This window comes from Bradyrhizobium sp. Ai1a-2 (genome assembly GCF_000426245.1).
Classification (GTDB): domain Bacteria; phylum Pseudomonadota; class Alphaproteobacteria; order Rhizobiales; family Xanthobacteraceae; genus Bradyrhizobium.
The window spans coordinates 191,624-204,308 of record NZ_AUEZ01000005.1 but is presented as its reverse complement, the minus strand read 5'-3'; the positions used below and the strand labels follow the sequence as shown (position 1 = coordinate 204,308).

The following is a 12,685-nucleotide window of genomic DNA, read 5'->3' as shown; positions in this document are numbered from 1 at the left end:
TCCTCCGCGGCCTCGCTCGGCACCCGGACGATCCGCACCACCCGCGGCTCGCCCCGCAAATAGGCCATCAAGGTGCGCAGCAGAAGCTCGCCGTCGATCCGGTCCGTCTTCGCCCGCCGCGACCGTTGCTCCACCGCGATGCTTGCAGGATCGAAGATGACGTTTGTGATCCCAACCGCCTCGAGCAGCCGGTGCAGCCAGAAGCCGTCATAGCCGGCCTCGTAGCAGCTCACCACACGCGGCGCCGAGCCAAGCTTCGAAGTCGCCCGTGCCTTGACCTTCTCAATCAGCGCCAGCAGCCCGGCCTGATCGCCCCCCTTCCAGCTTGTAGCGCGATATCCGATCCAGGTCCGGGCTGTGCAGCGTCACCAGCCACGTCTTCTGACTGAGTTCGATCGCAACGAAAATTGTGCCATTATGGCCGGTGGTGGGCGTGTCTACGGTCGATGCTTGCATCTGACTCTCCGAGGGTTCGAGTGTGGAAACCCAAACCTATCGGAAAGGCCACGCTCACCGCCCCATGGAATCTACAACGACGGAATACACCGCTACTGCTTCTCGATCCCGGCGTCCGTGATCAGCTTTTCCCAGAGCACGAGCTGTTCTTTCAGGAAGGCGTCGAATTCCTCGGGCGTGCCGGAGAACGCTTCCATGCCGCGTTCGGCGAGCTGGCTCTTGATGTCCGGCCGCTCGACGACCTTGCGGATCTCGGCGTTCAGCTTCACGACGATATCCTTCGGCATATTGGCCGGGCCGAGATAGCCCTGCCACGAGGTGATGTCGAAGCCCTTCACCGTGTCATCCATGGTCGGCAGCTCCGGCAGCAGTGCCGAACGCCGCTTGGTGGTGACGGCCAGCGCCTTCAGCGCCTTGGCGTTGACGTGCGGCAGCCCGGTCGGGACGTCGACGAACATCATGGAGACGCGGCCGGCGATGACGTCGGTCAGCGCAGGCGGCGAGCTCTTGTAGGGCACGTGCAACAGATCGATGCCGGCGAGGCGGGCAAAGGTCGCGCCCGACACGATCGCCGACGAGCTGCCGCTGGCGTAGGAGTATTTGCCCGGCTCCTTCTTGGCGAGCGCGATCAGCTCGGCCACCGAATTCGCCGGGATTTCCGGATTGATCACCAGCATGAACGGCAGGTCGCCGGTTCGCGCGATCGGCGTGAAGTCCTTGACCGGGTCGTAGCTCATGGTCTTGAGCAGGTAGGGATTGGCCGAATGCGTGGTGTTGGTCGTCACGAACAGGGTGTAGCCGTCGGGCGCGGAGCGCGCGACGTAACTCGCCGCGATCGAACCGTTGGCGCCCGCTTTGTTGTCGACCACCATGGTGACGCCGAGTGCGGTGCCGACCTCTTTCGAGATCAGGCGCGTTGTGGTGTCGGTGCCGCTGCCGGCGGCAAACGGCAGCACCAGCGTGATGTTGCGGTTCGGGTAGCCCGGCGTCTGCGCAGTCGCCGCGCCGGACAGCAGCGCGAGTCCCACGCATGCCGCCGCGATGCGCCAATGGTGTCTCAGTCCCGAAATCATGTCGTCGTTTCCCCCGCTATGTGTTTGGGCAGTTGGTTTCCGGGGAAACTAGCTGGTCACGGCTGAAAGCGGAAGGCGTTGCCGTGCCGCATTCACCGTTTGGCCGAGCCCTGCCGTGATGCGATCACGACGCCGGCCAGCACGAGCCCGTAACCGATCAGGTGAAACGGCTGCAGTGCCTCGCCGAGCAGGAAGATCGCCATCGCCGAGCCGAACACCGGCACCAAATGGAAGAATGGCGCGGCCCGGTTCGGTCCGATCAGCGCGATGCCGCGGTTGAAGAACAGATACGCCAGTGCCGAGGGGAAGATGAGGACGTAGCCCACCGCTCCCAGCGTCAGCGCGTCGAACTTGAGCGTGGCGCCCGTCAGATATTCCCAGATCGAGCCGGGCACCAGCATCAAGGCGCCGCAACCGGTGGTGAACGCGATCAGCGAGAGCTGGTGCGTCACCGGGCGCCGCATCATCAGCGCGGAATAGAGCCCGAACGACAACAGCGCGGAGGTAAGCATCACATCACCGCGGTTGAAGCTGATGGAGGCGAGCGCGCCGAGATTGCCGCGCAGGATGATGGTGAGAACGCCGGCCAGCGAGAGCGTGATGCCGGCGAGTTGCGCTCCGGTCAGCCGCACGCCGAACAGCACCAGGGCCCAGAGCGCCACGAACAGCGGCCCCGCCGACTGGATCAGAAGCGCGTTGAGCGCCTCGGTGTATTGCAGCCCCCAATACGAGATCGCGTTGTTGAAGGCGAAGCCGGTCAGCGAGAGCAACAGCAGCAGTGGCAGACGGGCACGCAGCGCCGGCCAGTCCTTGCGCAGGTGCGGCCAGGCAAACGGTAGCAAGATCAGGCAGGTGCCGGACCAGCGCAGGCAGGACAGCGTCAGCGGCGGCACGTGATTGCCGACATATCGCCCGATCACGATATTGCCGGCCCAGAACAGCGATGTCAGGCTGAGCAGCAGATAAGGCTGGTTGTTGAGCCAGGCGATCGCGGAGCGGCGTGTGGGAGCTGATGCGGACGGCAAGGCACGGAGGTCGGTCATGGCTGCCCGACCTTTTTGCCGGATTCTCCCCGAGCGACAAGACGCTCCGGAAGAATGCAGCCATGCGCCGCTCGGCGGCGCATATGAGAAGGCTATTTCTGCGGTCCCGACAGCGAGATGTCGCGCTCGGCGCGGAAGACGTTGCTGTAGAGATTGGCAATCCACTGACGCCCGCTGGAGGTGACGTTCAGGTAACGGATCGCCGTCTGCACATGCGGCGCCACGCTATTCCAGTAGAATTGCGGATACAGGTTGATGAGATCGGCCGGCGAATTGTAACCGAGCTGCCGGTTGAGCCCGGTCTCCTCGAACTCGTGATAGAGCGCATTGGCCTTGCGGATATAATGGGGGTCGCCGAGTTGCCCGATCAGGTCGGCCGCGCGCAACAGCGCGGCTTCCTCGTCGACTTCCTCGTCCTCGCTTGGAAAGCTCGACGGGAAGCGTGTGCCCTCGACGGCGCGCGCGATGCGGCGCTTGTCGAGCTGCGCCATGCCATCGATCCGCTCCATCACATACATTTTCGAGCGATCGACGTGATAGGGCATCAGCGCCGCGTCGGAGGAGCCGCGCGGCAGCGTGACCTTGCGGCCGCTGGGGTCGACGAGATAGCCGTCATTGTCGTCCTCGCGAAACAGACCGCGGACATAGCCGATGTCATGGGTCACGCAGGCGATGATGATATGCGCATAGTCCTCCGCGGGCATGTGGGTATGCAGCGCGCGTCCGCGCATGATGTCATGTCCGGCGAGCGTGACCAGCATGGTGTGCTCGATATTGTGGTAGAGCGCGTCGCTGTTGCCGATGCATTCGATGGCGATCCGCGCGATCGAGGGCACCATTTCCACCAGATGCGCCTGCGAGGAGCCGAACCGGCGCCGCATGTAGTTCGCGATGAATTTGCCCAGCGCGTCGGCCGCAAGCTCCGGAACGGTAATCATGCCTCTGTCCCAATCCGCAAGACCAGCCGGAAATATGCCAGCTTCGCCGGCTCGAACACAATATACCAGCTTAGCCCCGGCATGTGACGCAGTCGTTGCAGATCGACGCCTCGTAGCCCGGGTGGAGCGCCAGCGTAACCCGGGACCGCTCGCAGATGTTGGGGCAGAGATCCCGGGTTGCGCTTCCGTTCCACCCGGGCTACGAGGCGCTGCCTAGCGGCCGCCAGTTCCGCCAAATTTCCGGTTCGCCTGGTTCACGGACTGGCTGATATCGCCGAGCATCTTCCTTGTATCGGCCATCAGCGCGCCGGACTTCTTGTCGAAGCTCTCGATCAGTTCGCGCAGCGAGATGACGGTCGGCAGCAATTCGCCGCCATATTTGTCGCTGCCGAGGCTCTTCAGGAACGCTTCGGTCCGGCTCATGCCGTCGTCAACGGCATTGACGCTCGCTTCAGCCGTGCTGATGACGCTGCTGATCTTCTCGCCATTGCTCGACAGCGAGGCGGTGAAGGTCTCGAATCCCCGCAGCGTGTCCTTGATCGCATCCTCATTGTCGTTGATCACCGTGTCGACATTGCGCAGCACGACTCGGATCTTTTCCTGGATGCCCATCGTGCCCAACGGGTCGGCGGTCAGTTCCGGAATGCCGTCGGGGCCGGTCGGCGGAGGCGGCGCCGCGTCGGTGCCGCCGGTGAACGAGATCGCGGCAATGCCGGTCAGGCCCTGGAATTCGAGGCCGACCTGGGTGTCCTTCTTGATCGGCGTTGTTTTCTCGATCCAAATCATCGCGATCACGCGGTGACGGTCGAGCCTGATGGACTCCACCTCGCCGATGCGCACACCGGCGAAATTCACGCTGCCGCCTCGGCGCAGGCCCGAGGCCGGGCCCTCGAAGATCACCCGGAACGGCACCTGTCGCTGGATTCCGGCATATTTGCGGTAGCCGAGCCAGCCGCCGAGCGCGCCGGCGATCAGCGCCAGCGCCAACGTCCCGATCATTACATTGCTGGCGCGCACCATGTTTCGACCTTCGCGAAGCGGACGGCGAAAATAGCGGATTTGCGGCGGCCAGTCACCGCGGCGATCGAGCAATTCGGCAAAATGGTCGCGGCGATTTGAACTCGTAAACCCCTAGGCGTTGGCGTACTTCCGCTCTTATGCATCTTGCGGCCTCGCGGATATCGAGGAGCGTCATCAGCCCAGCGCGTGTTACGTCGGGAACCACTTTGCGCCGGCGGGAAAGAAAAGCGTAATATAGAAGCGCAACCAAGCGATCTGTGAAGGTCAACTGGCAGTGGGGGGTGACCAATGATCTCCGGCGATCGCAGGGGCGGCTTCACAAGCGGGCAGGTCGATCGCCGCAGGGCCCTGGCGGCAACGGTTGGCGGCGGCTTGGCGTTGTCGAGTCTGGCTCGGTCCGCCGGTGCCGCATCCGGCGTCCGCACGCTCCAATCGCCCGAGCAGCTTCGTTCGTCCTACGACTACGTCATTGTCGGTGCGGGCTCATCCGGTTGCGTTGTGGCGCACCGGCTCGCTCTTGCTGGACGACGGGTGCTTCTTGTCGAGGCCGGCGGCGAAGGGACGCTGGCGGCCATCAGAGATCCGCAGCAATGGCCCAAGCTGCAGGGCAGTGAGTTTGATTGGCGCTATTTGACAACCCCTCAACCGGGGTTGGGAGGCCGCATCATCCGCTGTCCGCGCGGCAAGGTCGTGGGCGGCTCAAGTACGATCAATGCTCTGGCCTATCAGCGGGGCCACCCGGCTGCTTACGATCGCTGGGCCGAGGGGTGGCGCGCGGCCGACCTCCTGCCGTACTTCAAGCGCGCCGAAACTTTTTCCGGCGGTGCCAGCGCATGGCGGGGTGGCGGTGGTCCGCTCCACGTCCTGTCGCTCGCGGACGTCCCGGATCGCAATCCGGTGGCAACGGCCTTCGTCGAGGCCTCGCAAGACCTCGGATACCGGATGTCATCAGATATCGGAGGGGAGGTCACGACCGGCGTCGGCTGGAATCAGCTCAGCATCAAGGAAGGATCTCGCGACGATGCGGCGACGGCCTATCTCGGAAGTCTGGAGGCCGTGACCCTTGATCTGCTGACGAACACCGAAGTGCTGGGTCTCGTGATCGAAGGTGGACGGTGCATCGGCGTGCGGCTTGCCGAACGCTCGGTGCGCGCTGAGAGCGAGGTCCTGCTTTGTGCCGGTGCGATCGATTCGCCACGCCTTCTGATGCTCTCGGGAATCGGCCCGGCCGATCAACTCCGGTCGTTCGGCATTCCCGTTGTCGTGGACCAGCCGGATGTGGGCCGCCATCTTGAAGACCACCTATTGGTCGCGGGCGTGGCGTATGCCGCTCGGCGCGAGGTGCCGCGCTCCCACTACAATCATGCCGACGCTCTGCTGTACGCGCCGCACACCGATCCGGGTGACAGCCCGGATCACCTCGTGATGTGTCTTTCGTTGCCGTTCGTCCTGCCGAGTGTTGGCCCGTTGCCTCCACCGGCTTACGTTCTGGTGTCTTGCCTGATGCGCCCCCGGAGCCGCGGCAACGTGAAACTTGCCTCGGGCAATCCGCGGGTTCCTGCTCTGATTGATCCGAACTACCTCTCCGATCCGGCCGATCTGGACCTTCTTGTCGAGGGCGTTTCGCTCGCCCGCGAGATCGGGGCCGGTGCTGCCTTTGCCGACTGGCGCGCGCACGAAGTCTATCCGGGGCCCGAGGCAAAGACCGCCAGCGACCTGCGCACGTTCGCCATTAGCGCGGCGGATTCATTCCATCACCCTGTTGGCACTTGCCGCATCGGGGCGGTCGTCGACGAGGCTTTGCGCGTCAAGGGCGTGGCAGGTCTGCGCGTCATCGATGCCTCGGTGTTCCCCGGGATCCCGCAGGCGATGACCAATGCGGCCACAATCGCGGTCGCCGAGAAGGCGAGCGATCTGGTGCTCGCGGGGTAAAGCAATCTCAGATGGACACTTGTGTTCGGATCAGGCGGTCATCGCTTGCACTACGATCGTAACGCGCTTGTTCCGCGCTGAAATCACGCTGTAACCCGTTCGTCTCTTCATAGCGCGAGACCGCTGCGTGGACGAGGAGAGGACTGCGATGGTAGGCAGAGTGATCGGTAAACAGGTCGTAGTGATCGGTGCGGGCATGGCCGGCTTGGCCGCAGCGGGCGCGCTGGCCGATCACTTCGAACGGGTGATCGTGCTTGAGCGCGACCGCCTGCCGGATCAGGCGGTGCCGCGACTGGGCACGGCACAAGCCCGGCATCTGCACGCTTTGCTGCCAGGCGGCCAGCGGGCGCTGAGCGATCTGTTTCCGCATTTCGAGCGAGATCTGGTAGAGGCCGGCTCGGTGCCGCTTCGAATGTCGCGCGACATACGCATGGAGATCCCGGGTCTCGGTCCACTTCCGTCACGCGATTTCGGCTGGTTCCTCTACTGCGCATCCCGTCCGCTGATCGAGTTGATCACGCGCCGACAGGTCGGGCGGCTGACCAATGTGACGATGCGGCCGGGATGCCGCGTGCTCGAGATCACCGCTTCGCCCGATGGCACCATGGTCACAGGCGTCGTGTGTGAAACCGCGGATGGGCGGCAGGAAACCCTCACAGCCGATCTCGTTGTCGACGCTTCCGGACGCGCTGCGCCAACCTTGGCACTTCTCCGTTCGTCTGGCCTGCCGACCCCGGATGAAATCGCCATTGGTATTGATCTCCACTATACGACCACCACCTTCGCCATTCCCGAGGATGCACCCACCGATTGGAGAGGCATAGCCACTCACCCGCACGCGCCGGAACGCAACCGCGGCGGCTTTATGTTGCCGGCCGAAGGCAACCGTTGGGTTCTAACGCTCTCGGGACGGCTCGGCGAACGGCCGCCGGACGAGCCGGAAGGATTCATGGACTATGCGCGGGGGCTTGAGACGCAGACGATCTACAACGCCATCAAGCACGCCAAGCGAGAGAGCGGATTCGAACGCTATGCTTTCCCGGCCAGTGTATGGCGTCGTTTCGACCGGCTCGGCGAATTCCCGCGCGGCTTGCTGCCGATCGGCGATTCACTCTGCCGCTTCAACCCCGTCTATGGCCAGGGCATGAGCGCGGCGGCGCAGCAAGCTCGCCTTCTGAAGCAGCTTCTGCAGGGGCGCGTGACCAAGGCCGATCCACTTGCCCGACTGGCGCCCGCGTTCTTTTCCGAAAGCCTGCCGTTGGTCGAGGCTCCCTGGAACATGTCGGCGATCCCGGATCTGGTCTATCCCGAGACGCGCGGCGACCGCCCGGCAGATTTCGAGAGCCGGCTCCAATACAACGGAGCCCTGCTTCGGGCCGCGATGCACGATCCCGCTGTCCACCGCCTGCTCGCGGAGGTTCAGCAATTGCTCAAGCCGCCAAGCGCACTCCAGGATCCGGCCGTCGATCGGCTCGTTCAGCTTGAACTGTCCCAAATGGCTGCTGAATAACTCAGACCTCGCGAGGTCTGAAAACGGCGAAGCTTCGTTGCGGCAGGGTCGTCAACGAAGCTCGCCAAGCAGGGCGCTGGCGTTTCGCAAATCGCGTGTGTCGAAACCTTCGGTGAACCAATCGTAGACCGGGGCGAGAACGTCACGGGCCGCCTGTCGGTTGCCCTGTTCAGCCAAGAGCCCTGCCAGGCTCATGGCTGCGCGCAGTTCCCACGATTTGGCGTGCTGGGCTCGCGCAACGGTCAGGGATCGCTCGAAATGCGCTTGCGCTTTCGCCACATCCCGCTGCGGCGATTTGAGCGCGATTTCGCCGGCAACGCGATGCGCCTCGGCTTCGCACCACCTTTCCTTGGTAGCTTTCATCGCCGTCATTGCCTTGTCGATGCAGCGCCAGGCATCATCGAATTGGCCAGCATCCGCATGCGCGATTGCCAACATGAACTGGTGCTCCGGCGTGAATATGGTCGATCCGGCCGACCGCCATAGATCAATACCGCACGTGACCGTATTGACTGCCTCCGTGGCCTTCCCCATGAGGGTGAGGATATAGCCCCGCCGCAATACCCCTTCCGCCTTTCGGAATGGGGCACGCTTCTCCTCCGCCAGGATGACGAGTTCCTTGAGATGCTCGTTCGCCACGTCGTAATTCCCACAATAGGTGTTGACGAGGATCGGGAAATTCAGCGTGAACATCAAAGTGGCGGCATGTTCAATCTGGCGTGCTTCCATCAGCGCGCAGTCTGCATCTTTCAGCGCGGCGTCGGGATAGCCAAGCAGCCACAAGGCCATTGAACGAAAGCCCAGGCACGTCACCCGGAGGTCCTGGCCAAATCGCGTCATCAATCGCCGGTGCTCGGCCGGGCGGTAAAGCGCCAGCGCCTCGTTGTAGTGCGCCAGAGCCTTGACCGGGTCCCCCATGAACGCAAGCGTGCTCGCCATGGTGCGGTGGCCGACCATGAGCGGTACCGTCGTCCCCTCCTTCTCGCCGAGCGCAAGAAACCGCGCGGCGAGCTCTCGCGCAACCTCGCCATCGAAGCTGATGAAATTGACCAGCCACTGCCCGAACAGCGCCGAGAGCAGCAATGACGCGTCGTCGGGAGATTCTCCGAGCCGCTCCGCCTGCTCGATCAGCGCTCTCACCTGAGCCACGGCCGCCTTGGTCTCGGGCGCGCCATATCCTTTGACATGCATCAGCGTGTTCACGAGCGCAGTTTGCCAAACGATCTGCTCGCGCCGCAGGTCGGGCGTGCTGGGCAAGGTCGCGGCTTGCGCCAGGGCGTGGGTCAGTTGTTCTGCGGCTTCGGCCAGCGCCGAGCGCTCCTGTGAGCGCTGACCCGCCTTGCCCCACAGGCGCGCCGATTTCTCGATCAGGTCGGCGTTCATGTAATGGCGCGCCAGCAGCTCGGGCTGGCTCTCGGAGATTTCCGGGAACTCGTTTTCGAGGACCTGGGCGATACGCGCATGCAGCGCGCGCCGCGGCTCGCGCAACAGCGTGCTGTAGGCTGCGTCCTGCACCAGCGCGTGCTTGAACAAATAGCTTGCATGCGGCGGGTTGCCCTCTCGAAACAACAAACCCGCCGCCACGAGCCGGTCAAGCTCGGCGTCCAATTCCGCCGGCGGCTTTCGCGCCACGGCGGCCAGCAGCAGGTGAGGAAATTCCCGGCCGATTGCCGCGCCAACCTGCGCTATGTCTTTCGCCGAGCCGAGCCGGTCGAGCCGCGACATCAGCGAGGCCTGCAGGCTCGCCGGGACCGGCACCACCGACTTCGGCTTTCCTGCGGCAGCCCGGCGCGCTTCGTTCTCACCCTCCGCATCCAGCACCGCCTTGGTCATTTCCTCGGCGAACAGTGGAACGCCGTCGCTGCGCTCGATGATGTCCTGACGGATGCCTGCCGGCAGCGACCGGATGCCGACGACTTCCTTGATGAGGCAATCGATGTCGCACCGCGTCAGCCGATTGAGCGTCAGCGCAGCCACATGTGAGCGCCCGGTCCAGGGCGGGCTGAATTCCGGCCTGAAAGTGACGAGCATCAAGAGCCGGTGTCTTGCGGCCAGATCCACCACCCGGGTGAACAATTCGAGGCTGGTCGGATCGGTCCAATGCGCATCTTCGACAATCATCAGCACGGGACTGATCTGTGCCAGCGCCTCAAGCTGCGAACAGAGAGCGGCCAGCGTCTTCTGACGACGCAACTGCGGCTCGACCTCAACCGGAGGGTAGCGCCCATCGTTGGGCAGCGACAGCAACTCGGCGATCAGGGACGCATCCTCAGGCGAGGTCGAGTTCTGCGCCAGCAGCGCATCGAGCTTGTCCAATTTCGATTGCGGGCCGTCATCGTCTTCCAATGCAGCGACGCGCATCAACTGGCTGATGATCGGATGAAGCGCGCTATCGGTATGCTGCGGCGAACAGACGTAACGCAGGCGTATGTGCGGCTCGCGGGCAAGCGGCTCCGACAGGCCGAAGGTGAGCCGTGATTTGCCGATCCCTGCTTCACCGGAAATCAGCACCACCTGACCTTCTCCGGCCTTGGCCTTTGACCAGTGCCGAAGCAGCAACTCGATTTCCTCTTCCCGGCCCACCAGCGGCGTCAGCGCGCCCGCGTGCAGCGCCTCGAAGCGGCTCGCGACCGAGCTGGGGCGCAGCGCCGCCCACACGCGCACGTCGCCTTGTATGCCCTTGAGGTCTCTTCTCCCGAGATCCTGCAGCTCGAACAGATTGCCGACCAGCCTCCGGGTGCCGTCAGCAATGACCACCATGTTGGGCAACGCGATCTGTTGCAGCCGCGAGGCCAGGTTTGGAGTTTCACCGACGATGCCGCGTTCCTCGGCGTCGCCCGACCCGTTGAAATCTCCCACGATCACCACCCCGGTCGCGATGCCGACGCGGATTTGCAGCGTGGCCGGAACCTTGATGGCGGATACTGCCGGGATCAGCTCCAGTCCGGCCCGCACCGCGCGCTCCGGGTCATCCTCGTGAGCCTCGGGATAACCGAAATAGATGAGAACGCCGTCGCCCATATATTTGGCCACGAAGCCGTCGAAGCGCCGCACGGTTTCCGTGACACGCTTCAGGTAGGTCGAAATGATGGCCAGCAAGTCCTCAGGATCCATGCGCGCTGAAAGTTCCGTCGAACCGACCAGGTCGGCAAACATAACGGTGACCTGACGGCGCTCCGCAGTATCCGGTGTCTTCGGCTCGATCGGCGCCGCGGGGCGTTCGGAGGCGCCTTGGGCGAGGGCTGCAGGCTCGTTGATGGCTGCAAGGATTTTCCGTCGGTGCCCGAGCGGAACCGCGATGTCCTTCAGGTCTTCATCTGTCAGGTGGGGCAGAACGGAGACGTCGATCTCGTGTTCGGCAAAACGCTGCGCGTATTGCCCGAGACCAATTCGATCAAGCCACTCGGCAATCTCCTGCACGTCGCCTCCCGGCTTAGCTGCTGTCGATCATGGCCTTGCCGGCCGACCTGTGTTCCCGCACGGCAACGGGACAAAAAGCTGCGCGCTTGCCACGCCGCTATCGATCGGAACGGTGCACTTGCGGGGCAGGCGGCCCATTCGCCGCGCCTCCGAAAGGAAAATGTGCTCTGCATCCGGGCTCATCAGAGCCCAGGCTGGATTACCGCAGATTACATCGATTGAGAGTGAAATGCCGCACAGATCAGACGCGCCAACGGCGATTGCGCCGAATATTCGGCTAGCGGTCAAAAGCGGCGTCTTGACCTATGACGGGTCGCTTCCGGTTCTTTCCGGGCACCAGAGGCCAGCGGCGGCGTCCAACACTTGGCGTTTGGGCCAGAACCCTGACCGCACCATCGCGCAGACTACCGCGCCCGCCTATCCTGGGTCGCCGTTACCCGACAGGATTCGAGCTGCGCCGCCGATGCCGCGGCGGAAGGCTTCGTCAAATGTGACGCCGCGAAGCTGCCATCGGTGCATCCGGCCATTCCAGTCCATGCGCCACTCGGTCGCCCATCCGAGTTCCGATTCGTCCCATGCCAGCCGTCCGACCAAGGCGACTTCGCCACCCCGATCGGCCGCCACGGACGCCAATGTCGCGGACGGTGTCGTCAGGAGCTCTGCGGCATTGATGCTGGCTTTCGTCAATGCTGCGACATCAGGCAGCACGATCATCATGCCTCGCTTCAAGGCAGCGGCGAGGAGTGAGTCACGTTGCAGGTCGGACTGCTTTGCGTCTGATGTGACGACATATTGTCTTGAGCCCTGCTCCATCTCGACAAGAACGCCAAGGATCGGGCGGCGTGCAAGCCAGGGTTTGACGCCGAGCGAGTTAAGAACATCGTTGATCTTCTTGTCGTTGAAATCGACGATCAAATCGTACGGCCGATCGCGGGTGCCCTGCTCGTCGTGCTTCGGCTTGCCGGACATCTGGTCGTGGTAGCGATAGGCGCTAACGAAATCAGCCGAATGCGATTTGTAGGCGTCTAGTCGAGGATCGCTCTGAAGTTCGAGAGCTCCGGACACCTTGATGAGAACGTCCTCGAGACAGTCGGCGAAGCCGATGATGCGATTGGCTTCGCCCTGTCCAGTGACGATTGTCTGTGCCTGATAGAGATTCTCCGCCGCGGCCGCAAACGTACTGGGCCAGTTCGCCAAGGCAGCAATCAGCGATATCCTGATGATGACAGCGACCACACCCGGACATCGCTTTGTCAGGTGCCGAGTAAGCACGATCGTCTCTCCCGATTGTCC

The 12,685-nt window shown here is 63.5% G+C and carries 9 protein-coding genes and 1 pseudogene; 2 read left to right on the top strand and 8 right to left on the bottom strand.

The genetic code is table 11. The annotated features are described in order from the left end of the window. The 6 genes and pseudogenes from K288_RS49470 to K288_RS0106235 form a co-directional block, all read right to left on the bottom strand. A pseudogene (locus K288_RS49470) lies at positions 1-233 on the bottom strand (IS110 family transposase); the annotation flags it as partial. A gap of 49 nt (positions 234-282) precedes the next feature. After that, positions 283-456, bottom strand: coding sequence for a hypothetical protein (locus K288_RS53535; protein WP_160168941.1), 174 nt, complete (start codon positions 454-456; stop codon positions 283-285). A gap of 92 nt (positions 457-548) precedes the next feature. Continuing rightward, positions 549-1,529, bottom strand: a complete 981-nt coding sequence (locus K288_RS0106250) for a tripartite tricarboxylate transporter substrate binding protein (protein ID WP_027578752.1) — start codon at positions 1,527-1,529, stop codon at positions 549-551. A gap of 92 nt (positions 1,530-1,621) precedes the next feature. Continuing rightward, positions 1,622-2,572, bottom strand: coding sequence for a DMT family transporter (locus K288_RS0106245; protein ID WP_027578751.1), 951 nt, complete (start codon positions 2,570-2,572; stop codon positions 1,622-1,624). 92 nt (positions 2,573-2,664) lie between these two features. Continuing rightward, on the bottom strand, positions 2,665-3,510 hold the full coding sequence (locus K288_RS0106240) for a hypothetical protein (protein ID WP_027578750.1): 846 nt from the start codon (positions 3,508-3,510) through the stop codon (positions 2,665-2,667). A gap of 213 nt (positions 3,511-3,723) precedes the next feature. Continuing rightward, the gene (locus K288_RS0106235) at positions 3,724-4,530 is read right to left on the bottom strand and encodes an MlaD family protein (RefSeq protein ID WP_027578749.1); all 807 of its coding nucleotides are present in this window, start codon (positions 4,528-4,530) and stop codon (positions 3,724-3,726) included. A gap of 288 nt (positions 4,531-4,818) precedes the next feature. Between K288_RS0106235 and K288_RS44860 the strand changes: the two genes are divergently transcribed. Then, positions 4,819-6,462 carry a GMC family oxidoreductase N-terminal domain-containing protein gene (locus K288_RS44860; protein WP_051334384.1) on the top strand — a complete coding sequence of 548 codons (1,644 nt, stop codon included), beginning with the start codon at positions 4,819-4,821 and terminating at the stop codon, positions 6,460-6,462. Between the two features lie 148 nt (positions 6,463-6,610). Then, positions 6,611-7,972: an FAD-binding protein gene (locus K288_RS44855; protein ID WP_152535413.1), complete on the top strand. Its 1,362-nt coding sequence runs from the start codon at positions 6,611-6,613 to the stop codon at positions 7,970-7,972. Between the two features lie 51 nt (positions 7,973-8,023). Here the strand turns inward: K288_RS44855 and K288_RS0106220 are convergent, their stop codons facing one another. After that, a complete protein-coding gene (locus K288_RS0106220) occupies positions 8,024-11,392 on the bottom strand; it encodes an adenylate/guanylate cyclase domain-containing protein (RefSeq protein ID WP_027578748.1) in 3,369 nt (1,122 codons plus the stop codon). Positions 11,393-11,809: 417 nt separating this feature from the next. After that, on the bottom strand, positions 11,810-12,664 hold the full coding sequence (locus tag K288_RS0106215; protein ID WP_244443075.1) for a DUF2066 domain-containing protein: 855 nt from the start codon (positions 12,662-12,664) through the stop codon (positions 11,810-11,812). Positions 12,665-12,685: the final 21 nt, after the last annotated feature.